17 protein-coding genes are annotated in these 23,070 nt (G+C 66.4%); 5 read left to right on the top strand and 12 right to left on the bottom strand.

All coding sequences use genetic code 11. The annotated features are described in order from the left end of the window. Window positions 1–3: 3 nt before the first annotated feature. The 5 genes from mdcA to ACUDTM_RS17990 all read right to left on the bottom strand — a co-directional run bounded on the left by mdcA (window position 4) and on the right by ACUDTM_RS17990 (window position 7,954). The gene (gene mdcA / locus ACUDTM_RS17970; RefSeq protein WP_065185999.1) at window positions 4–1,647 is read right to left on the bottom strand and encodes a malonate decarboxylase subunit alpha; all 1,644 of its coding nucleotides are present in this window, start codon (window positions 1,645–1,647) and stop codon (window positions 4–6) included. Between the two features lie 163 nt (window positions 1,648–1,810). Next, on the bottom strand, window positions 1,811–4,018 hold the full coding sequence (locus ACUDTM_RS17975) for a TonB-dependent siderophore receptor (RefSeq protein WP_445391435.1): 2,208 nt from the start codon (window positions 4,016–4,018) through the stop codon (window positions 1,811–1,813). A 330-nt stretch (window positions 4,019–4,348) separates the two neighbouring features. After that, window positions 4,349–6,040 carry a malate dehydrogenase (quinone) gene (gene mqo, locus ACUDTM_RS17980; protein ID WP_072168682.1) on the bottom strand — a complete coding sequence of 564 codons (1,692 nt, stop codon included), beginning with the start codon at window positions 6,038–6,040 and terminating at the stop codon, window positions 4,349–4,351. A gap of 257 nt (window positions 6,041–6,297) precedes the next feature. Beyond that, window positions 6,298–6,882 (bottom strand): hypothetical protein, encoded by a 585-nt coding sequence (locus tag ACUDTM_RS17985; protein WP_072168683.1) that lies wholly within the window; start codon window positions 6,880–6,882, stop codon window positions 6,298–6,300. 166 nt (window positions 6,883–7,048) lie between these two features. Next, a complete protein-coding gene (locus ACUDTM_RS17990) occupies window positions 7,049–7,954 on the bottom strand; it encodes a LysR family transcriptional regulator ArgP (RefSeq protein WP_072168684.1) in 906 nt (301 codons plus the stop codon). A 138-nt stretch (window positions 7,955–8,092) separates the two neighbouring features. Here ACUDTM_RS17990 and ACUDTM_RS17995 point away from each other — a divergent pair, with 138 nt between their 5' ends. After that, on the top strand, window positions 8,093–8,728 hold the full coding sequence (locus tag ACUDTM_RS17995) for a LysE/ArgO family amino acid transporter (protein WP_072168685.1): 636 nt from the start codon (window positions 8,093–8,095) through the stop codon (window positions 8,726–8,728). Window positions 8,729–8,891: 163 nt separating this feature from the next. After that, window positions 8,892–10,880, top strand: coding sequence for an alpha/beta hydrolase family protein (locus tag ACUDTM_RS18000; RefSeq protein ID WP_088496413.1), 1,989 nt, complete (start codon window positions 8,892–8,894; stop codon window positions 10,878–10,880). Between the two features lie 56 nt (window positions 10,881–10,936). Here ACUDTM_RS18000 and ACUDTM_RS18005 read toward each other — a convergent pair whose 3' ends face one another. Both ACUDTM_RS18005 and ACUDTM_RS18010 read right to left on the bottom strand, forming a co-directional pair. Next, window positions 10,937–12,691: a peptide MFS transporter gene (locus tag ACUDTM_RS18005; RefSeq protein ID WP_445391436.1), complete on the bottom strand. Its 1,755-nt coding sequence runs from the start codon at window positions 12,689–12,691 to the stop codon at window positions 10,937–10,939. A 75-nt stretch (window positions 12,692–12,766) separates the two neighbouring features. Further along, window positions 12,767–13,915, bottom strand: coding sequence for a DUF1624 domain-containing protein (locus ACUDTM_RS18010; RefSeq protein WP_445391437.1), 1,149 nt, complete (start codon window positions 13,913–13,915; stop codon window positions 12,767–12,769). 200 nt (window positions 13,916–14,115) lie between these two features. Between ACUDTM_RS18010 and ACUDTM_RS18015 the strand changes: the two genes are divergently transcribed. The 3 genes from ACUDTM_RS18015 to ACUDTM_RS18025 all read left to right on the top strand — a co-directional run bounded on the left by ACUDTM_RS18015 (window position 14,116) and on the right by ACUDTM_RS18025 (window position 19,775). Further along, entirely contained in the window at window positions 14,116–16,080 is a 1,965-nt protein-coding gene (locus ACUDTM_RS18015; protein ID WP_072168689.1) for an OPT family oligopeptide transporter, read from the top strand. A 231-nt stretch (window positions 16,081–16,311) separates the two neighbouring features. Then, window positions 16,312–18,390, top strand: coding sequence for a prolyl oligopeptidase family serine peptidase (locus tag ACUDTM_RS18020; protein WP_445391438.1), 2,079 nt, complete (start codon window positions 16,312–16,314; stop codon window positions 18,388–18,390). Window positions 18,391–18,530: 140 nt separating this feature from the next. Continuing rightward, window positions 18,531–19,775: a DUF819 family protein gene (locus ACUDTM_RS18025; RefSeq protein ID WP_088496843.1), complete on the top strand. Its 1,245-nt coding sequence runs from the start codon at window positions 18,531–18,533 to the stop codon at window positions 19,773–19,775. A gap of 226 nt (window positions 19,776–20,001) precedes the next feature. Here the strand turns inward: ACUDTM_RS18025 and ACUDTM_RS18030 are convergent, their stop codons facing one another. The 5 genes from ACUDTM_RS18030 to ACUDTM_RS18050 are packed head-to-tail and all read right to left on the bottom strand — an operon-like array spanning window position 20,002 to window position 23,023. Then, window positions 20,002–20,481: a hypothetical protein gene (locus tag ACUDTM_RS18030; RefSeq protein WP_072166931.1), complete on the bottom strand. Its 480-nt coding sequence runs from the start codon at window positions 20,479–20,481 to the stop codon at window positions 20,002–20,004. A gap of 46 nt (window positions 20,482–20,527) precedes the next feature. Beyond that, window positions 20,528–20,788, bottom strand: a complete 261-nt coding sequence (gene minE / locus ACUDTM_RS18035) for a cell division topological specificity factor MinE (protein WP_005408532.1) — start codon at window positions 20,786–20,788, stop codon at window positions 20,528–20,530. A gap of 2 nt (window positions 20,789–20,790) precedes the next feature. After that, a complete protein-coding gene (gene minD, locus ACUDTM_RS18040) occupies window positions 20,791–21,600 on the bottom strand; it encodes a septum site-determining protein MinD (protein ID WP_072166930.1) in 810 nt (269 codons plus the stop codon). Window positions 21,601–21,635: 35 nt separating this feature from the next. Next, window positions 21,636–22,481 (bottom strand): septum site-determining protein MinC, encoded by an 846-nt coding sequence (gene minC, locus ACUDTM_RS18045; RefSeq protein ID WP_049413254.1) that lies wholly within the window; start codon window positions 22,479–22,481, stop codon window positions 21,636–21,638. Continuing rightward, window positions 22,427–23,023, bottom strand: coding sequence for a GNAT family N-acetyltransferase (locus ACUDTM_RS18050; protein WP_019659316.1), 597 nt, complete (start codon window positions 23,021–23,023; stop codon window positions 22,427–22,429). Before ACUDTM_RS18050 ends, minC begins: the two co-directional genes overlap by 55 nt. Window positions 23,024–23,070 lie beyond the last annotated feature (47 nt).

Consider the following 23,070-nt stretch of genomic DNA (forward strand, 5'->3'; position numbering starts at 1 on the left):
CCCTTACCAGTTGCGGAAGCGCTTGGGCGGGTCGTACAGACCGCCGGACCAGCGCACCAGGTCCTTCACCGAACGCGCCGCCAGCAGGTCACGGCTGGCATCGCGCACGGAGATGCCGAGGTCACCGGGACGGCGGATCACGCCGCGGTCGCGCAGGTTCTCCACCATCGCGCGGTCGCGCCCGATGCCCACGGCGGTATAGCCGGCCACGCCACGGATCGCCTGTTCGCGCTCCTCGGGGGTGCGGCACAGCAGCAGGTTGGCGATGCCTTCCTCGGTCAGCACATGGCTGACGTCGTCGCCGTAGATCATCACCGGCGGCAGCGGCATGTTCGCGCGTTCGGCCAGTTCCCAGGCGTCGAGGCGGTCAACGAATGCCGGGGCCATGTGCTCGCGGAAGGTTTCCACCATCTGCACCACCAGTTTGCGCCCGCGTGGCATCTCGCCCGGGCGTGCGGCCTGCTGGCCGGCCTTGATCCAGGCCTCGCTGGCATGGCGGCGGCCGCGCGCGTCCGAGCCCATGTTCGGTGCGCCGCCGAAGCCGGCGATGCGGTCGCGGGTGGCAGTGGAACTGTTGCCCTGCAGGTCGATCTGCAGGGTGGAACCGATGAACATGTCGCAGGCATACAGGCCTGCGGTCTGCGAGAACGCGCGGTTGGAACGCATCGAGCCGTCGGCGCCGGTGAAAAACACATCGCCCCGCGCGGCAATGTATTTCTCCATGCCCAGTTCCGAACCGAACGAATGCACCGATCTGACGAAGCCCGATTCGATCGCCGGAATCAGTGCCGGGTGTGGGTTCAACGCCCAGTGCTGGCAGATCTTTCCCTTCAGACCGAGCGATTCGGCGTAGGTGGGGAGCAGCAGTTCGATGGCGGCCGTATCGAAGCCGATGCCGTGATTCAAACGATTCACGCCGTACTCGGCGTAGATGCCCTTGATGGCCATCATTGCCATCAGTACCTGGATTTCGGAGATCTGCGCAGGGTCGCGGGTGAACAGCGGCTCGATATGGTTCGGCTTCGGCGCCTGCACCACGAAGTTGACCCAGTCCGCAGGAACATCGACGCGGGGGAGGCTGTCAACGATCTCGTTGACCTGGGCGATGACGATGCCGCCACCGAAGGCGGTGGCTTCGACGATCACCGGAGTGTCTTCCGTATTCGGCCCGGTATAGAGGTTGCCGTGGCGGTCGGCGGCCTGCGCGGCGACCAGCGCTACGCGCGGCGTAAGGTCGATGAAGTAGCGGCCGAACAGTTCCAGGTAGGTGTGGATGGCACCGATCTGGATGCGCCCTTCGGCCACCAGGTTGGCCAGTCGCACCGATTGCGGGCCGGAGAACGAGAAATCCAGTTTCGAGGCGATGCCACGCTCGAATACGTCCAGGTGCGAGGGCAGTGAGAGGACCGACTGCACCATGTGCAGGTCATGCACGCGGGCGGGGTCGAGGTCGGCCAGCGCCTGGGCGAGGAAATCGGCCTGCTTCTGGTTGTTGCCCTCCAGGCAGACCTTGTCGCCTGGCTCCAGCACTGCGTGCAGCAACTCGCCGACGTCGCTGCTGGCGACCTCGCGTCCCCGGGCCCACGGCGCGGCACGTTCCAGGCGGGCCTGGCGACTGCGTTCCAACGTATCCCAGCTCGGGTTCATTGACCGGCTTCCGACGGGTGTTGAGATAATTACGGCATAATTACGAAGTGGGTACAACCTGCAGTGCAGCAAAAAGAAGGGCCCGCGCGGAGGCGGGCCCATTCAGGGTGTGGGGTGTGGGGTGTGCCGACCAACGGTCGGCACCCACCGGTTCGCAGGTGGCTCAGAACTTCCAGCGCAGGCTGGCCGATACGAAGCGCGGCTCGCCGTAGTTGTTGTAGTCCAGGTTGGCCCAGTAAGTCTTGTCCAGCGCGTTGCGCACGCTCAGCGTTGCAGTCCAGCTGTCGCTGATGCGGTAGTTGGCATTGAATTGCACCAGCATGTACGCCGGCTGGTTCACGGTCACCGTGCCGCCCAGCGGGTAGGCGATGTTGTAGCCCTGCACCTTGCTCTGCCACTGCAGGCCACCGCCGATGCTCAGGCGTTCCAGCGCACCGCGCAGCTGCAGTTGCGTGTTGAGCTGCAGCAGGTCCTTGGGCGGGTTGGCGTACAGCAGGTCGGTGGCGGCGCGGGTGACCTTGACGTGGGTGTAGCCGGCATTGACCGTCCAGCCCGGCAGGATTTCGCCGTTGATATCCATCTCCCAGCCACGCGCCTTGGTACCGTTGACGCCGATGTAGGCCGAGCTGCCGTCGCTGAGCGAACCCTCCGGCACGCCCATGTCACGCACCGCGTAGTTGTCCTGCTTGGCCTCGAACACAGCGGCATTTGCGGTCAGGCGGCCATCGAACCACTGCGTCTTGAGGCCCGCTTCCAGGTTCGAGCCCTGCACCGGTGCCAGCAGGTTCTCGTTGCGGTCCTTGTAGTTCTGCGGATTGAAGATCTCGGTGTAGCTGGCATAGGCCGACACGTTCGGGGTGATCTCGTAGACCAGGCCCACGTACGGAGTGACTTCATCGCTCACCTTGTACGCACCGCTGGTGCCGGTATAGGCGCCGGCGGCGTTGTAGGAGCGGGTGAGGGTTTCCCACCGGCTCAGGCGTGCACCGGCGATCAGCGACAGCGGATCGGCCAGGTGCAGGCGCGTGGCCAGATAGACGCCACTCTGCGTGGTCTTGGCCACGCGGCGCGCGCCGGTGCGGCGGTAGGTCACCTCGGAGATATCGCCGTTCCAGCTGTAGACGTTGGGGATGTAGTAGCAGCGCTCGCGTGCACCCGTGGCGCTGACACACGTTGCCCAGTCGCTCGGGAAGTTCAGCGCCACGGTGTTCGTGGTCCCTTCCAGATCCGACCACTGGGCACCGACCGTGAGGTCGTGGTCGCGGCCGAACAGCGGGAAGCTGCCGGTCAGGTAAGCATCGACATTGCGGCGGGTGTCTTTCGAATCACCGGCGGCCGCACGCAGGAAGATGCCCGAGCCGGTCACCGGGTCCGGGTTGCCGGTGCCGTACAGGCGCACGTTCTGCACGTTGCCGCGGGTGTAGGCGGTGTTGATCTTCAGCAGCCAGTTGTCGCCGAAGCGCTGTTCCAGGTTGGCGAAGGCGGTGTTGCTCTCGCGCTTCCAGTAGCTCCACTTCGGCGACAGGTTGGTCGAGCGCGGCAGATGGGCGAAATTGCCCTGCCTGTCGAAGAACGGCACGGTGCCCCAGGTCGAACCGGTCGGGTTGTTGTCCTGGGTCTGGTAGCCGAGGGTGAGGGTGGTGCTGTCGGTGACATCGCCTTCCAGCACCGCCATGCCGGCCATCTTGTTCTCGTCGTAACGGTCGTAATACAGGCCACGATCGGTGTAGGCGGCGACCACGCGGCTGCGGAAACGGCCGTCATCGGTCAGCGGCGCGGTGACATCGGCTTCCATGCGGCGGTAGTCCCAGCTGCCGGCGCTGACCGCGAACGACGCGTCGAATTCCTTGCCGGGGCGCTTGCGCAGCAGGTTGACCGTGGCCGACGGCACGCCGGCGCCGCTGAGCAGGCCGTTGGCACCGCGGATCACTTCGATGCGGTCGTAGAAGGCGGTGTCGTATTCCTGGTTGGTGGAGCCGCTGTAGGTGGGAATGCCGTCGACCTGGAAGTCGGTGATGGCGAAGCCACGCGCGTAGTACAGCGGGCGCTGCGTGTCATAGAAGGACACGCTGACGCCGGTCACGTTGCGCATCACATCGTTGATGCTGAACAGTGATTCGTCCTGCAGGCGCTGCAGGCTGATCGCGGTGGCCGACTGCGGGGTTTCCTGCAGGGTGATCGGCAGGCGCGTGGTACTGGCCGGCGGAGCGGACCGCTCGGCCCGGACGCTGACCCGGTCCAGGGTCTTGGCATCGGCGGCGGCATCGGTGGCGGCGAACGCGGCGGGCGTGACCAGCAGGGTCAGCGACGAAAGCAGGGCAGCCGGCAGCAGCGCGCGGCGGGGCAGGCGGTTACGGACAGGCAGGGGCATGGTGGGCTCGAGGCTTGGAAACGGGGAAGGGCGGCAACAGTCGTCCAGCACCCGGGGCGGCGGCTTCGGGCACGGTCAGGTCCTTCTGGAGAGGCGCGATCACTGCGCAGGACGCAAATGTAAATAATTCTTAACAAGATTACAATTCGCGTCATTGCGTAGAGGCTTTCCGGCATCCAGCAGGCTTCCTGTTGAGCCGAGCCCATGCTCGGCTGTTGGCAGCCGCGAAGAGCAGCCGAGCGCAGGCTCGGCTCTACAGGCGGTGGCCCGCCCAGACGAGAACGGCCACCCGAAGGTGGCCGTCCGTCTGCATCGAAGGAACGCGCGGGCTTACAGCGCCTGCAGTTCCTCATTGGCATTGCGCTTTTCCTTCGCCGGAGCCGGAGCCGCAGCGGCCGGAGCCGGCACCGCCGCGTTCGCATCCACCGGCACCTCCAGGTACGGCAGGTGCAGGGTCTGGCTGGTCAGCGTACGGATCTCGTTCACCAGCGCCGGGCTGTCGTTGAGCTTGCGCCCATACGACGGCACGATCTCGCGCAGGCGGGTTTCCCAACCGGCCTTCATCTGGTCCGGGAAGGCCTTGGCCATCAGGTCCAGCATGATCGGCGGCGAGGTCGACGCGCCCGGCGACGCGCCGAGCAGTGCGGCGATGGTGTGGTCCTTGTCGGTCACGATCTCGGTACCGAACTGCAGCACCGGGCCCTTCAGCGGATCGCGCTTGATGATCTGCACGCGCTGGCCGGCGGTGACCAGCTTCCAGTCACCCGGCTTGGCATTGGGGAAGTACTTGACCAGTTCGGCCTGGCGGTCGGCATCGTTCAGGCGCGCCTGGCCCATCAGGTACTGCACCAGGTCCAGGTTGTCCTTGCCCACTTCCAGCATCGGGCCAACGTTGTTGTGGGTCACCGAGGAATACAGGTCCCACCACGAGCCGTGCTTGAGGAACTTGGTGCTGTACAGCGCAAACGGCCCGAACAGGACCACCGGTTTGCCGTCCAGCTTGCGCGCATCCAGGTGCGGCACCGACATCGGCGGCGAACCGGTCTCGGCCATGCCGTAGGCTTTCACGCCATGGCGCGAGGTCACGTCCTGGCCCTGGAAGGCGAGGAACTGGCCACCGACCGGGAAGCCGGCATAGTCCTTCGACTCCGGAATGCCGGACATCTGCAGCAGCTTCAGCGCGGCGCCGCCGGCACCGATGAACACGAAGCGGGTGTGGGTGGTGGTTTCGGTGCCAGCCTTGAGATCCTTCACCGTGACGTTCCAGCTCTTGTCGGCGTTCTGTCGCAGCGCGGTCACTTCATGGTTCAGGTGCAGGCTGAAGTTCGGGCTGCGCTGCAGGCCGGCGGTCAGCTGGCGGGTGATCACACCGAAGTTGACGTCGGTACCGAGCGGCATCCAGGTCGCGGCCACCTTCTGCTTCGGGTCGCGGCCTTCCATCAGCAGCGGCGCCCACTGCTTGATCTGTGCCGGATCTTCCGAGTACTGCATGCCGTAGAACAGCGGGTTCTTCACCAGCGCCTGCTGGCGCTTGTGCAGGTAGGCGATGTTGTCATCGCCCCAGACGAAGCTCATGTGCGGCGTCGGGTTGATGAAGTCGCTGGGCTGGCTCAGCCGGCCTTCCTTCACCTGGTGCGACCAGAACTGGCGCGAGACCTCGAACGATTCGGCGATGCCGACCGCGCGCTTGGTCTCGATGCTGCCATCGGGCAGTTCCGGGGTGTAGTTCAGTTCGGCGAACGCCGAATGGCCGGTGCCGGCGTTGTTCCAGCCGTCGGAGCTTTCACCGGCGACGCCGTCGAGGCGTTCGTAGACCTGGATGTTCCAGTCCGGCTGCAGTTCCTGCAGGTAGGTGGCCAGGGTAATGCTCATGATGCCGGCGCCGACCAGCACCACATCGACGGGCTTGTCGTTGCTGGCGGCGGGCACCGAGCGCTGGGTCAGCGGCCAGTACAGGAACAGCGCGGCGGCCAGCAACAGCAGCACGAGCAGGGCGAGAAGAGCCTTGCCAAATTTCTTCATGGGGGCGGGATCGTTGGCGGAGGGGAAGGGGTCAGGATGCGCGTGGGGCAGGGAAAGGGCGTGAAGAAACAACGCCTTGCCGCATCCAGGTGCGATTCTAACCGGATCCGGTCCGTTTTTGATGCAACGCAGCATCCGGTCGGCGGTCCTCTACCATAGCGCCAAGCCATGCCCGGCGACGCGGCCGTCCCTGCGGATGCCGATGCCGCCCGGCCGCGGGGCGTCGAAGGCGTTTCCCGGGAGTGCAGGCAGCCGGGTCAGTCACTGCCGACGGTGAAGTATTCCACGGCGAAATAGCCGATCTGGTACGCCAGCGTTGCCAGCACCAGGCGCAGCTGTGTGCGTTGGCTGCGCAGTCGCCAGCCGAGCACCGCCACCGCCAGCATCAACACGGCATGCAACGGGTACGCGGCTCCCAGCAGCTTCCAGCGGCTGCTGCCCTTGATGGCGGTATCGACCAGGTCGAGCAGGGTCAGTGCAGCAATCACGCTGAAGATCCAGCGCCGGCGCTGCATGAGATAGTTCCCGTAGCTGCCGTATTCGCGCAGGTCGTCGGGAAACAGCAGCGCGCACAGCAGGAACCAGGTCGCGCAGTACACGATCACGAACAGGTAGGTTTCAAACGTCCAGCGGTGCACCTCGATGAGGCGGAACTCCCACCACCAGAAGGTCACCAGCGATATCAGCGTCCACGCCACCCAGCCCAGGTGCAGGGCCGAGCAGCCGCGGCGCTGCGGATGCTCGATGATCTGCGCCAGGCCCTTGAGCACGGTGGTAATCGACAGGCCGAGGATGATGCCCATCACCACCCGGATGTGCAGGAACAGCGGATCGGTCTGCATCGCGGCGCTCCGTGTCGGGTGCTGCGATGCTGGCACAACCGGGCGCCCCGGAACGGACCCCGGTCACGCGCCGAAAAAGGGGACGCCGGGGATCAAGTCGTATCAGGCCATACGGCCTGCACGGCGGAAGCGACTTGATCCCTCCACGCCCTTGTCGCTGTGCAGCTCAGCGCTTGCGCCGGATCAGCGCCGAGGACGCATCCAGCACCGCGCGGGTCAGAAGAGCCATGGTCTGCACGTCGCCTTTCCAGTGTTGCCAGTACAGCGGCACGTCTTCCCACGCGCGCTGGCGCACGTAGACCAGGCGGCCTGCGTCCAGGTGGCGCTTGACCAGCGGCAGCGGGTTCATGGTCCAGCCCAGTCCGCCGAGGTTGGCCTGCACGAAGGCCCGGGTGGAGGGAATCCACCAGGTCGGTGCGGTGCTGGGCAGGTCGTCGCCGGCCATGCGCCGGGCGAAGCGCGACTGCATTTCGTCCTTGCGGTTGAACACCAGCACCGGGGCCTGCGCCAGCGCCTGCGCGGTCACGCCCTTGGCGAAGTGGCGTTCGCGGAATTCGGGGGTGCAGGTCGCTGCATAGCGGATGCTGCCCAGCGCATGGATCTGGCAGCCCTGCACCGGCTCGTCCAGGGTGGTCACCGCGCCCAGCACCGTGCCCTGGCGCAGCAGCTCCACCGTGTGGTCCTGGTCTTCCACACGCAGGTCCAAGGTGGTGCCGGTGCTCTGCGCGAACTGGTGGGCCGCCTGCGGAAACCAGGTTTCCAGGCTGTCGTGGTTCACCGCCACCGGGATGCTGGCCTGGGGCAGATCCTCATCGGCCAGGCCCATCCGGTGCAGCGCATCGTGTTCGAGCAGGGCGGTCTGCTCGGCCAGCTGCACCAGCAGCTGCCCCTCGGCGGTGGCGGTGGCCGGCGTGCCGCGCTTGACCAGCAGGCGGCCGATCCGGTCCTCCAGTGCCTTGACCCGCTGCGAGATGGCCGAGGGCGTGACATTCAGCGACTGCGCGGCGCGGTCGAAGCTGCCTTCGCGGATCACCGCGGCCAGGGCGCGCAGCTGGGCATGATCGATACGCATCGAATTAAGCTCCGCTAATGTTGATTTAGGAAGTTTAGCTCGTCTTTTTCATGTTGCGGCGCGACAATAGCGCCCGTTCCGGTGCTGTCCGCCTTCGCGAGGCACCGTCCCCCCAAGCAATACAAGGCAGTGAATCCCATGTTCTCGGTCATCTCCGCCAGCACCGGCCTCGGTGCCTGGTTCTCTGGTGCAGCCACCGGCATCGGCCTGTTCGCCGTGGTCGGCGCCCAGAGCGCCTTCATTCTGCGCCAGGGCATCCTGCGCAAGCACATCGTGCCGGTGGTCGCCACCTGCGCGGCCATCGATGCCATCTTCATCTTCGCCAGCGTGGCCGGCCTGCGCACGCTCACCTCGGCGCTGCCGTGGCTGACCAGCGCCGTGCTGTGGACCGGCGTCGCCTTCCTGGCCTGGTATGCGATGAAGTCGGCACGCCGTGCAATCGCGGGGGGCGGTGGCATGGGCGAGGCTGACAGCGACGACGGCAGCCGCCGCGCGGTGCTGATGGCCGCGGTCGGCTTCTCGCTGATCAATCCGCACTTCTGGCTGGACATGATGGTGATCGGCTCGATCGCCGAGAACTTCGGTAACGCCCGCATGGCCTTCGCCGCCGGCGTGGTCACCGCCAGCTGCCTGTGGCTGACCGCGCAGGGCCTCGGCGCACGCCTGCTGGCGCCGCTGTTCACCAAGCCCAGCACCTGGCGCGTGCTCGACGGCACCATCGCCGTGATCCTCAGCATCCTGGCCCTCATGTTGGCGGTGCGCGGGGTCCACTGACCCGGCGCACGCCCCCCGAACCCACGTCCTGACTCTCTCTCCAAGGTAGTGGCAACGACGGCACCGGCAACGGTGCCGTCGTCTTTTCCGGCTCTGGCGGGAAAGGCATGGCCCTGCCTAGAATCGGCCACCAGGACAAGGTGTCCACAGGAGCAGGGGAAGGATGCACAAGACGATTCTGGCGGCCGCACTGGCCGTCATCGGGGGCGTTGCCGCAGGCAGCGTGGGGGCGGTGGACCTGACGCAGTACCTGCGCCGGGAGACCTTCACCGACATCAAGATTTCGCCGGGGGGCGAGTACGTAGCGGCAACGGTGCCGAGGGAAGACAGCACCGCGATCGCGATCCTGCGGTTGAAGGACAAGCAGCTGGTCGGCAGTTTCTGGCCACCCAGCCGCAACCACGCGCAGGAATTCGACTGGGTCAGCAACGAACGCCTGTTGATCGGCCTGGCCCAGAAGTGGGGCTCGCTCGACCAACCCAATCCCACCGGCGAACTCTATGCCGTCGACGCCAACGGCAACCGTGGCGAGCTGCTGGTCGGCTATCGCGTCGAAAGCAAGGGCCCGGGGACCCGCATCCAGCCGAAGAAAGTCGAAGCAGTGGCCGCCTTCCTGGCCGACGACCTGCCGGGCGACGAGCGCAACGTGCTGGTGACCGTATGGCCGCTGGCCGAGGACCCGTTCACCCGCGTCGATCGCATGGATGTGACCACCGGCCGCCGTGCGCGGGTGGCATCTTCGCCGGTACGGCGCGGCGAATTCACCACCGATGGCGCCGGCGAGGTCCGCTTCGTGCACGGCTCGGGCAGCGACAACATCAACAAGCTGTATTTCCGCGAACGCAGCGGCGACACCTGGAAGCTGATCAACGACGAGGCGGTCAGCAAGCGCATCGAAACCGCCCTCGGCTTCTCGGCCGATGACAGCCTGGCCTACCTCAACGTCGAGCAGGCCCAGGGCCCGGATGCGATCGTCAGCTGGAACCCGCAGACCGGCGAGCGTGCCACGCTGCTGCGCGACGAGGTGGTCAATCCGTATCGCATCATCCATCGGCCCGGCACCCACGTGCCGGTGGGCGCGCTGTATCTGGGCGATACGCCGCGTACCCGGTTCTTCGACGAGAAGTCGCCGGAGGCGCGCCTGTACCGCAGCCTGGAAGCCGCCTTCGGAGGGCCCGTCTACATCACCTCCAGCACCCGCGATGGCCGTGTCGTGCTGGTGGAAACCTGGTCGGGCTCGAACCCGGGCGATTTCTACGTGTACGACACGGTGGCGCGCAAGGCTGATCACCTGATCAGCCGCAGCGACTGGATCGACGTTGACCGTAGTGCCAGCGTGAAGCCGATTGCACTGAAGGCCCGCGATGGCCTGCCGCTGCATGGCTTCCTGACCCTGCCGGCCGGCAGCGACGGGCGCAACCTGCCGATGGTGGTGATGCCGCATGGCGGCCCGTTCGACATCTTCGATTCCGGCCAGTACGACCGCGAAACGCAGATGCTGGCCGCGGCCGGTTATGCCGTGCTGCAGGTCAACTTCCGTGGTTCGGGCAACTACGGCCGGGCCCACACCCAGGCCGGTGCGCAGCAGTGGGGCGCGGCAATGCAGGACGATGTCACTGATGCCACCCGCTGGGCAATCAGCGAAGGCATCGCCGACGGCCGTCGCATCTGTATCTACGGCGCCAGCTACGGGGCCTACTCGGCGATGATGGGTGCCGCCCGCGAACCCGGGTTGTATCAGTGCGCGGCGGGCTATGTCGGGGTTTACGACCTGCCGATGATGTACACCCGCGGCGACATCCAGGACCGGGGTTCAGGCGTGACCTATCTGCGCGAATGGCTGGGGGATCCGGCCAAGCTGGGTGCGGTGTCGCCGGTGAACCTGGCCGAACGGATCAAGGTGCCGGTGTTCCTGGCCGCCGGTGGCGAGGACAAGCGCGCGCCGATCCAGCACACCGAACGCATGGAAGCGGCGCTCAAGCGCGCCGGCACGCCGGTGGAAAGCCTGTACTACAAGACCGAAGGCCACGGCTTCTACACCGAGGCCCATCGCAGCGAGTACTACGACAAGTTGCTGGCCTTCCTGGCGCGCAGCCTGGGTGGCAAGACCGCGACGGCCGCGCCTGCGACCGGCAAGGACAAGGCGCCCTGAGCTGACAGGGCGGCGGATGAACGTTCCGCCGCCCTGGTTTTCCGCAAGCGCGGGGTTTACTTCACCCCGTGCATCATCTTCTTCAGCAGCGGTGCGGCGATGAAGGCCGCCAGTGCGCAACCCAGGCCGATCCACATCAGCAGCCAGAACAGGTGCGCGTAGGCGCCGGCTGCGGCCACCATGTCCAGCGATTCGCCTTCCGGCACCTCGATCGCGGCCAGCTTGCCGAACAGCGCGGCCAGCGTCTCCGAGAATGCGGTGGCCAGGAACCAGGTGCCCATCATCAGGCTCATCACCCGCGGCACGGCCAGCTGGGTCACTGCCGACAGGCCGACCGGCGACAGGCACATCTCGCCGCTGGCGAGCAGGAAGTAGGCCAGCACCAGCCACCACACGCTGGCCATCTCGCCCGTGGCGCCCACCTGCTGCGCCGCCAGTGCCAGCGGCACGAACGACAGTGCGCCGATCACCAGGCCCCAGGCCGACTTCACCGGCTTGCCCGGCTCCCAGCCGCGGCGGTCCATCCACGTCCACATCGCGGCGAAGACGGGCGCCAGCAGCACCAGGAACAGGCCGCCGAGATAGGTGAGCGAGCCGGCGGTCTGCGGGATCACCAGGCAGTCGCGCACCAGCAGCACCAGCATCAGCACGACGATGGCGGCGAAGAACGTGCGCGGTGCAGACGAGCCCGGGCGGCGCTCGGACAGCCGCGCGCTGATCACGAAGCCCAGCGGTGCCAGCAGCAGCGAGAGGATCGACCACGGCAGCGGCGTGCCGCCGGTGATCACCAGCGAGGGCACGATGTCCTTGGTCAACAGGCGGTCGGTGAAGGTCACCCACGAGCCGTAGGACTGCTCGTACATGGTGAAGAACACCAGCGCCAGGAAGATCAGAACCATCAGCGCGATCATCTGCTGGCGCTGCACCGGCGTGCACTTGCTGCCGGTGAACCAGGCGAACCAGACCAGCACGCCGCCCAGCACCACCAGCATCAGCATCAGCGCCAGGCTGATTTCACCGCCCAGCGCGAACGCGCCGTTGCCGGCAGCCCACATCAGCCACGCCACCGGCAGCACACCCAGCACCGCGCACAGATAGATGAGCCATTCGCGCGGCAGTCCCAGCACCTTCTGCTTCAGCGCGGCCGGTTGCGGCGGTTCGGCATGGCCCTGCAGGTACTTCTGGCCCCACAGGAACATCGCCAGGCCGGCCAGCATGCCGATGCCGGCAGCACCGAAACCATACTTCCAGCCATAGGCCTCACCGAGGAAGCCACACACCAGCGAAGAGAACAGCGCGCCGAGGTTGATGCCGGCGTAGAACAGCGAGAAGCCCGAGTCGCGACGGGGGTCGTCCTTGGCGTACAGCTTGCCGACGATGGTGGAGATGTTCGGCTTGAGGAAGCCGACGCCCATGATGATCAGCGCCAGGGACAGGTAGGTCACCGCCAGTGCGGAGGTGTCGCGCACCACTTCGCCGTTCACCCGGTACGCGGCGTGGCCCTCGAAGGCCATGCCGAGGTGGCCGAGCACCAGCAGGATGCCGCCGAACAGCACTGCCCGGCGCATGCCCAGCCAGCGGTCGGCCAGCATGCCACCGAACACCGGGATGCAGTACACCAGGCCGCCATAGGCACCGAGCAGGTCCAGGCCGGCCCTGTCGCCGAACAGGTGGTACTTGGTCAGGTACAGCAGCAGCAGCGCCTTCATGCCGTAGAAGGAGAAGCGCTCCCACATTTCAGTGAAGAAGCAGACGTAGACGCCCTTGGGATGGCCCAGGAAATCGTCGGAAGCGATAGCGGTGGAATTCATCGCGGAATTATAGGCCTGTGGCCTGATCCGCTTTCAGTAGATCCACGCCATGGATTGGCGGACTGGCCTGGGCGATCACAGGTATCGCAACCACGGCAGATCGCGCCTTCGCGCCTTGAACCGCGCGAAGGCCTGCGTCGGTGGGTACAGCACCACCGCCAGCACACAGGCCACCAGCAGCAGGCCGGCGACCGAATCCAGCGCGTACAGGTCACCGTGTGTCGGGCCCCAGATTGCCAGCGCGCCCAGGTACAGTCCCTTCAGCACATACAGGTGTAGCAGGTAGAAGAACATCGGCGCAGCGCCGATATCGGCCAGCGGCTGCAGTGCCCGCGCCAGCGGCGGCCATTCGTACAGCCGCAGCAGCAACATTCCCACCCCCAGGGTCAGCAGCAGGAACTGCAAGGACGGCGGGTATTTGGTGACATTGAAGATGCTCAACCACGTGCGCAGCGTAGTGGTCTGGTACGACCAGGGAGCATCCCCATACTGGTTGGCGAACCGCAGCAATGCGAACAGGGCCAGCGCGCCGAAGCCTGTCCACAGCAGCCAGCGCTGGCGCTGCTCCGGCGCGCGCTCGCGGGCGAACCAGGGCCCCATCAGATAACCCAGTGCGATCACCCCGATCCACGGCAGCACCGGATAGGAGGTACGCAGGCGCAGCGCGCCAGCCTCGATCCAGCCGCGCTGATGCAGCACTTTCCACAGCACCGCCAGCAGGCCATCGCCTTGCACCCGCATGCCGTCGAACAGGTTGTGCGCGGCCACCACCGCGATTGCCAGCATCAGCAGCGCCTGGCGTGGCAGCCACAGCAGGCCGGCCAGCGCGATCATGCTCAGCCCGATGGCCCAGATCACCTGCAGGTACAGCGTGTCCGGCGGCAGCTGGAAGGTCCAGGCGAAGTTCACCAGGGTCAGTTCCAGCACCACCAGGAACAGGCCGCGCTTGAGCAGGAACGCGGCCGTGGCCCGGCGCGGATCCGCCTGGCGCTGGCCGTACAGCCAGGCCGACAGGCCGGTCAAGAGGACGAACACGGGTGCGCACAGGTGGGCCAGCAGGCGGCAGGCGAACAGCGCAGGAGAGACTGTCGCTGCATCCATCGGGTCGCTCACCTGGTGCTGCAGGAAGAAGGTCTCGCGCACGTGGTCCAGCAGCATCAGCAGCATCACGGTGCCGCGCAGCTGGTCAATGGAGGCCAGGCGAGGGGAGGGGGAAGGGGGCATGCGATGCAGTAAGAACAAGGTAGCATTAAGATATAACATATCATTTGCGGCGCGCCCATCCGGACTTTGCCGGGTCGGTCGATTGCCGGGCCACGTGTTGGCCCGTTGCGCTGCAGCGCACGCCCCCATCCTTTGGCACGCTGGACTTGATCTGCCCTGAACGCTAGCGTGACAGGGATTTTTTGCCAGCAGGGGCTTCCATGAACCACGACGCTGCGCCCAAGCAGCTCACCTTCCGCGCAGTGGCCCTGGCCATCGTGCTGGCGGTGGTGCTGTCGGCCGCCAACGCCTACCTCGGCCTGTTCGCAGGCCTGACCATCGCCACCGCCATTCCCGCCGCGGTGATTTCCATGGGCGTGCTGCGCCTGCTGGGCGGTGGCTCCATCCTTGAAAACAACATCGTGCAGACCGGTGCCTCGGCCGGTTCATCGATCGCCGCCGGTGTGATCTTCACCATCCCGGCGCTGGTGATCATGGGCTACTGGCCGGACTTCAAGTACTGGTGGGTGCTGGGCATCGCCGGCCTGGGCGGCCTGCTGGGCGTGCTGTTCTCGGTGCCGCTGCGCCGTTCGATGATCGTTGAAGACCCGCTGCCGTTCCCGGAAGGCAAGGCGGCGGCGGAAGTGCTCAAGGCCGGTGAGAACCCGGGTCCGGGCCTGAAGATCCTGGGCCTGTCGGCGGTGATCGGCGCCTTCGTCAAGCTGGCCGCGGAAAGCGGCATGCGCCTGATCCCGGACGCCTGGGCCACCTCGGCCTATGTCGGCAGCTCCAAGGTCACCGCCTTCATCGGCACCAACCTGTCGCCTGCGCTGCTGGGCGTGGGCTACATCGTCGGCCTCAACGTCGGCATCGTGGTGGTGTCCGGCTCGATCCTGACCTGGCACATCGCCATTCCGATCTACCAGGCGTTCTTCATGAACACCGATCCGGCATTGGCCGCGTCGGTTGCCGCGGCTTCCTCCACCGAGGCCGCGTTCGCCATCTGGGGCGCGAAGATGCGCTACCTGGGCGTTGGTGCGATGCTGATCGGTGGCATCTGGACCCTGATCTCGCTGCGCAAGTCGCTGCTCAACGGCGTCAAGAGCGGCTTCGCCGCGGCCCGCAAGAGTGGCGGCCCGGTGCTGGCGCACACTGAGCGCGACCTGCCGATGAAGTGGATGCTGGTCGCCCTGGTGGCGTTCGTGCTGCCGCTGCTGGCCCTGTATCAGGCCATCGTCGGCCAGTGGCACGTGTCGATCCCGATGACCCTCATCATGATCGTCGCCGGCTTCCTGTTTGTTTCGGTCTCGGCCTACCTGGCCGGCCTGATCGGTTCGTCCAACAACCCGGTCTCGGGCATCACCATCTCGACCATCCTGTTCGCCTCGGCCGTGCTGGTCGTGCTGCTGGGCGCTGACGGCCTCAAGCCGGTCGGTGCCGGCGGTGCACCGCTGGGTGCGGTGGCTGCGATCATGATCGGTGCGGTGGTGTGCTGCGCCGCTGCGGTCGGTGGTGACAACCTGCAGGACCTCAAGGCCGGTTACATCGTCGGTGCCACCCCGTGGAAGCAGCAGCTGATGCTGGGCATCGGTGCGTTCTCGTGCGCGCTGATCATGGCCCCGGTACTGAACCTGCTGGCCACTGCCTACGGCATCGGCGTGAAGTCCGAGCTGCACCCGAACGCGCTGGCTGCGCCGCAGGCCAACCTGATGGCCTCGGTGGCCAAGGGCCTGTTCGGTGGTGAACTGCCGTGGACCTTCATCGGCATCGGTGCTGTGGTCGGTGCTGCCATCATCGCTTTCGACAGCTGGCTGAAGTCACGCAACGCGCGCTTCCGCGTGCCGGTGCTGGCCGCCGCCATCGGCATCTACCTGCCGCTGGAACTGATGGTGCCGATCTTCCTCGGCGGCCTGATCGCCCATCTGGTCGAGCGCTTCCACAAGGTGCGCGCCGATGACGAAGAAGGCCGCGACCGCGTGCACAAGCCGGGCGTGCTGTTTGCCGCCGGCCTGATCACCGGTGAGGCACTGATGGGCATCGCCATCGCGATTCCGATCGTGATCAGCAGCCGTGCCGACGTGCTGGCGGTGCCGTTCCACCTGCCGGGCGCACAATGGATCGGCCTGGCCGTGCTGTTCCTGGTCGGCTGGCTGATCTACCGCACCGGCAAGTACGCCAAGGCGTAAGGGGCGGGCTCTGACCCTGGGTTCAACGGGTAGTGCCGGCCGCTGGCCGGCAACCACGGAACCTCCAAGGGCCTTGGTGTTGCCGGCCAGCGGCCGGCACTACCGCAAAACCCCGCTTCGGCGGGGTTTGCTGTTTCTGGCGATTGCCCGCCTGCAGCCATGACCGATGGCCTTGGCAGCCCCGGCCATGGGGGCCTACCATCGGTTTTTTGCCGTCCTGCGGAGACCCCGATGAAACTGCGTCATGCCCTGCTGCCACTGAGCCTGCTGGCCGCCCTGCCCAGCGTCGCCGCTGCCCGCGGCCTGGAAGTCCGCGACATGGTGGCCATGGACCGCGTCTCCGCGCCGGTACTGACCGCTGACGGCGGCACCGTGGTGTTCGCCAAGCGCAGCGTGGACGCCAACCTGAAGGCCTCGACGGCGCTGTTCGCGCGCAACCTGCGCACCCGCGACGCAGCGCCGCCGAAGCAGATCACCCCGGCCGGCTGGAACGTCAATTCCGCTTCGCTGTCGGCCGATGGCCAGACCGTGTATTTCCTCAGTGCCAGGAACGGCAGCCAGCAGCTGTACGCGCAGCCGATCAGCGGCGGCACCCCGCGCCAGCTGACCGACTTCCCCGTCGACGTGGACAGCTACCGTGTGTCGCCGCAGGACGACCGCGTGTTGTTCAGCGCCGGCGTGTTCCAGGCGTGCGCCTCGGACCTGGCCTGCACCGAGAAGAAGCTGAAGGAAAAGAAGGACGCCAAGGCCAGCGGCCAGGTGTGGGATTCGCTGTTCGTGCGCCATTGGGACACCTGGAACGACGGTCGCCGCAACACCCTGTTCGTCGCTCCGCTGCCGGCAGCCAAGGCCGGTGTGGTCAAGGGCGCTTCGGCGCTGAGCGCGACCATCGATGGTGATGCGCCGTCCAAGCCGTTCGGCGGCAATGACGACTTCGTTTGGTCGCCGGACGGCGCCAGCGTGGTGGCCAGCATCCGCGTGGCCGGCAAGCAGGAGCCGTGGTCGACCAACTTCGACCTGTACCGCTTCGACGCCGCCGGCAAGCAGGCGCCGGTCAACCTGACGGCCTCCAACCCGGCCTGGGATGCCGGCCCGGTGTTCAGTGCCGACGGCAAGACGCTGTTCTACCGCGCGATGAAGCGCCCGGGCTTCGAGGCCGACCGCTTCGGCCTGATGGCGATGGACGTTGCCAGCGGCAAGACCCGCGAGATTGCCCCGCAGTGGGATCGTTCGGCCGGTGGCATCACCCTGTCCGCCGACGGCGCCAGCATCTACACCACTGCCGATGATCTCGGCGAACACCCGCTGTTCCAGATCGACGTGGCCAGCGGCAAGGCCACCAAGCTGATCGGCGACGGCAGCGTGACCGCGGTCGACGTGGCCGGCAACAGCGTGGCGATCACCCGCAACAGCCTGAAGAGCAACGACCAGGTGCTGGTCGGCCTGCTGCCGGCCACGGGCGAAGCCATCGGCGAACTGCGCGCGCTGACCCCGGCCGCAGGCGAGGTGCTGAAGGACGTGTCCTTCGGCGACTACGAGCAGTTCGAGTTCAAGGGCTGGAACAACGACACCGTGCACGGCTACGTGGTCAAGCCGCACAACTACCAGGAAGGCAAGTCCTACCCGGTGGCGTTCCTGATCCACGGCGGCCCGCAGGGCAGCTTCGGCAATGGCTGGAGCTACCGCTGGAACCCGCAGACCTACGCGGGCCAGGGCTACGCGGTGGTGATGATCGACTTCCACGGCTCCACCGGCTATGGCCAGGCATTCACCGATGCGATCAGCCAGCACTGGGGCGACCGCCCGCTGGAAGACCTGCAGAAGGGCTGGGATGCGGCGCTGAAGAAGTACGCCTTCCTCAACGGTGACAAGGCCTGCGCGCTGGGCGCCAGCTACGGCGGCTTCATGGTCAACTGGATCGCCGGCAACTGGAACGGCCCGTTCAAGTGCCTGGTCAACCACGACGGCGTGTTCGACCAGCGCATGATGGGCTACGCCACCGAAGAACTGTGGTTCACCGAGTGGGAACAGGGCGGCACGCCGTACCAGAAAGCCGCCAACTACGAGAAGTTCAACCCGGTCAACCACGTGGCGGACTGGAAGAAGCCGATCCTGGTCATCCACGGCCAGCAGGACTTCCGCATTCCGGTCGAGCAGGGGCTGGCCGCATTCACCGCCGCCCAGCGCCAGGGCATCGAATCGAAGTTCCTGTACTTCCCGGATGAAAACCACTGGGTGCTGAAGCCGAACAACAGCATCCTGTGGCATGACACCGTCAATGCCTGGCTGAAGCAGCACATCGGCAATTGATGATTGCAGCGCCGCCCTTAGGGGCGGCGCATTTGTTTCACCATCTGCGTTACCGGTGGGTGCCGACCGTTGGTCGGCACGCCTTCCTGATCTGCCGCCAACAGCAGCCGGCCAGCGGCCGGCTCTACCAGAGCGCCTGCATGCCTTCGACTGCCCTGATCCAGAACGACATCGTCGTCTTCGGTTTGATCGCCGCCACCCTTGGCGCCGTGTTCTGGACCGCCTCGCGGGAGCAGGGCCTGTGGAAGCGCGTCTACACCTTCGTGCCGGCACTGCTGCTGTGTTACCTGATTCCCGGCATCTACAACACTGTGGGCCTGATCGACGGGCAGAACACCCGGCTCTACAACCCGATCGCGCGCGACATCCTGCTGCCGGCGGCGCTGATCCTGCTGACCCTTGCGGTCGACATCAAGGGCATCCTGCGGCTCGGCCCGAAGCTGGTGCTGATGTACCTTGGGGCCTCGGCCAGCATCATGCTCGGTGCGGTGGTGGCGTTCCTGCTGATGCGTGCCGTGCATCCGGAAACCGTGGCCGGCGACACCTGGGCCGGCATGGCCGCGCTGGCGGGCAGCTGGATCGGTGGCGGCGCCAACATGCTGGCGATGCGTGAAGTGTTCGACGTCAATGCGACCACCTTCGGACAGTTCGCGGTGGTCGACGTGGGGGTCGGCTACGTATGGATGGCCGCGCTGATCTTCCTGGCCGGGCGCGCGGCGAAGATCGACGCGCGCAGTGGCGCCGATACCTCGGCCATCGATGAGCTGAAGGAGCGCATCGCGCGCTTCCAGGCCGAACACGAGCGCATTCCCAGCCTCACCGACCTGATGCTGATCGTGGCGGTGGCCTTCGGCGGTGTCGGCCTGGCTCACGCCATTGGCGCACCGCTGGCGGCGTGGTTCAAGGCGAATGTCAGCTGGGCTGCGCAGTTCAGCCTGGACGCGCCGTTCGTGTGGGTGGTGGTGCTGTCGACCACGCTCGGCCTCAGCCTCAGTTTCACCCGCGCGCGCAACCTGGAAGGTGCGGGCGCATCGCGCCTGGGCTCGCTGCTGCTGTACTTCCTGATCGCCTGCATCGGCATGCAGATGGATCTGCTGGCGCTGCTGGATCGCCCGTGGCTGTTCCTGCTGGGCATCATCTGGATCAGCGTGCACATCGTGCTGCTGTGGTGCCTGGGCAAGCTGCTGAAGGTGCCGTTCTTCTATTTCGCCATCGGTTCGCAGTCGAACATCGGTGGCCCAGCCTCGGCGCCGGTGGTGGCCGCGGCGTTCCATCCGGCCCTGGCGCCGGTCGGCGTGCTGCTGGGAACGATGGGTTATGCCACCGGCACGTACCTGGCCTACATCGTCGGCATTACCTTGCGGACGCTGGCCGGACAGGGCTGATGGGGTAGTGCCGGCCGCTGGCCGGCAACCTCATGAACCCGTGAAGCATCACCTGGTTGCCGGCCAGCGGCCGGCACTACCGATGCATCACGCTACCGGCAATCCGCGTTCGATCAACCACGCCTTCGCGTCTTCGGCGTCCTGTTCAAACCGCGCCGAGTGAAAAGAGGGGCGCCGCAAGGTCCGGCGCGTCGCCACGCGCCCGTGGTCAACCGCGCCCGCGGCTTTACGCCACCGGCAATCCGCGTTCGATCAACCACGCCTTCGCGTCTTCGGCGTCCTGTTCAAACCACGCTTTCGTAGATCCCAGCCGATACGTGTATCCCCAGGCATCCATGTCGGCCATCAGCCGCTGGCTGCCGACACCGGGCAGCTGCCCGGCCAGCACGATCTGCAGGTAGCAGGTCGCGTCTTCCTCGGCCACCGAGTCGGTGGCATCGGTATGCACCTGCGCACGCCGCTCCGGTGGCAGTACGATCAGGTGGCAGGCCTCATGCAGCATCGAGTGCACGGGCGTGTCATCGCGCACGTACACGTTGCTGGCGATGATGCCGGCCTCTGGCTCGCCCCAGTAACTGCCGGGAATCGGTTCGCCGGGCGCCACGTGGTGCAGCCGAAGGCCATGCGCGGCGAGCAGGCGCTGCGCGTCGGCGAAGGCGATGTCGCCCACGCAGGTGATGTCCACGGCGGTTGTCGTATCGGTCATGCGGGTCAGGCAGCCCCGCCCATGCAGGCACGGGCGGGGCAGGGGATCAGGGTTTGTCCGGGCCTTCGGGCAGCGCCACGGAAATGTCCAGCACGTCGTGCTGGCCATCCTTCACCAGGTCGACCTTCACCGCATCGACGTCGATGTTCACGTACTTCTTGATCACTTCCAGCAGCTCGCGCTGCAGCAGCGGCAGGTAGTCCGGGCCACCGCGGTGGCTGCGTTCCTGCGCGATGATGATCTGCAGGCGGTTCTTGGCGGTTTCGGCGGTGGTCTTCTTCGCTTTGAGGAAATCAAACAGGCCCATGCTTACCCTCCGAACAGCTTGCTGAAGAAGCCCTTCTTCTCGACGTTGGTGAAGCGCATCGGGCGTTCTTCGCCGAGGATGCGCGCGACGGCGTCTTCATAGGCCTGGCCGGCAGCGGATTCGACATCCAGGATGACCGGCTCGCCCTTGTTGGAGGCGTTGAGCACGTCGCCCGACTCCGGAATCACGCCGATCGCCTTCAGGCCGAGCACTTCCTCGACGTCGGCGATGCTCAGCATCTCGCCGCTTTCCACGCGCACCGGGGTGTAGCGGGTCAGCAGCAGGAAGGCCGGCACGTCCTGGCCGGACTCGGCCTTGTGGGTCTTCGAGTCGAGCAGGCCGATGATGCGGTCGGAGTCGCGCACCGACGACACTTCCGGGTTCACCACCACCACCGCGCGGTCGGCGAAATACATCGCCAGGAAGGCGCCCTTCTCGATGCCGGCCGGGGAGTCGCAGATGATGTACTCGAAGCCGTCGGCGGCCAGGTCCTTCAGGACCTTGCCCACGCCTTCCTGGGTCAGTGCGTCCTTGTCGCGGGTCTGCGAGGCGGCCAGCACGTACAGGTTGTCAAAGCGCTTGTCCTTGATCAGGGCCTGCTTGAGGGTGGCTTCGCCGTGCACGACGTTGACGAAGTCATACACCACGCGGCGTTCGCAGCCCATGATCAGGTCGAGGTTGCGCAGGCCGACGTCGAAGTCGATCACCGCCACCTTCTTGCCGCGCCGCGCCAGGCCGCAGGCCAGGCTCGCGCTGGAAGTGGTCTTGCCGACGCCGCCCTTGCCGGAGGTGACTACGATGATTTCAGCCAAAGGACTTCTCCTGATGATTCTGTTTGGGGGCTGCGTCAGTCCAGCGCAGCGATCTTGATCTGGTCCTGTTCCAGCCAGACCTGCACGGCCTTGCCGCGCAGGTTGTCCGGGACATCGTCCAGTACCTTGTAATGGCCGGCAATGGCGACCAGTTCCGCATGGAAATCACGGCAGAAAATGCGTGCCGCGGTGTTGCCCTGGGCTCCTGCCAGCGCGCGGCCGCGCAGGGTGCCGTAGATGTGGATGCTGCCATCGGCGATGACCTCGGCGCCGGCGCCGACGGTGGCCATCACGGTCAGGTCGCAGTTTTCCGCGTACAGCTGCTGGCCCGAACGCACGTTGCCCAGCTGCATGCGGCCCGGCTTCGGTGCAGCCGCGTCGGCCACCTTGGCCACCGGCGTTGCCGGGGCCGGCTTCGGTTCGGCACGGGCTGCGCGGCGCGGCTCCGGTGCAGGCGGCGGCGGGGCCGGTTCGGCCTCGGCACGCTCGTACTGCGCGCGGAACTTGGCCAGCAGCGGCAGGCCGAGCTGCTGCGAGAGCAGGTCGATCGCGCTGGTGCCATAGGCCAGCGCCACCGGCAGCACGCCGGCGCTGCGCAGGCCGTCGACCAGCGCCTGCGCGGTGGCCACATCCGGCACCTGGCTCAGGCCGCCGAAGTCGAGGATCACCGCGGCGCGGCCGAACAGCTTCGGGGCGCGGGTCACGCGCTCGCGCATTTCCTGCACGAGGCGTTCGACATCAAGGGTACGGATGCGCAGGTTGGCGATGCCCACCTGGCCGATCTTCAGTTCACCGGCCTGTTCGTAATCGAAATTCACCGCCACGCTCAGGTCCCCGTCGGCCGCTGTGCCTGCGCCGGCAGCTGCCGTGCGCGTGTCCATGCCACATCCGGCAGCTTGCCGCCGTAGGTCTCCTTGACCCAGGGGTAGCTGCACAGTTCCTTGGCCAGCATGCTGGCGCGCACATCGACCTGCGGCATCGTGTTCTGGCCCAGCTCGCGGAAGCCGAAGCTGCCGTGGAAGAGCAGGGCGGCATCGGCGCCATGGTCGAGGAAGACTTCGCAGGTCATCTGCGGGTAGCGCAGCTCGGCGAAGCTCTGCGCGTCGGCATAGAACGCACGGCCGACGCCGCCGCCACGACGGCGGCTGGCGACCACGATGCGGTCGATATAGAAGAACGGGGCGTCCAGCTGCTGCTTGAACCAGGCGAAATTGCTGCTGTCGTGCTGGCTGTCGCTGCCAAAGCCGATCAGGAAGCCGGCCAGGTTGCCGTCGCGCTCGGCGACGCGGAAGTACTCAGCGGTTTCATAGAACAGGCGCAGGCGGGCCGCATCCAGGGGAAGGATGGCCAGGCCAGCATTGTTGTTCAAAGCCAGGACGGAATCGAGCTCGTGCTCGCGCACGTCGCGGATGACAATCGACATTGTGACTCCGTGGGGTAACGCGGTTGGTCCATCAAGGGACCCTGCGC

Source organism: Stenotrophomonas maltophilia group sp. vghtpe118, assembly GCF_052605195.1.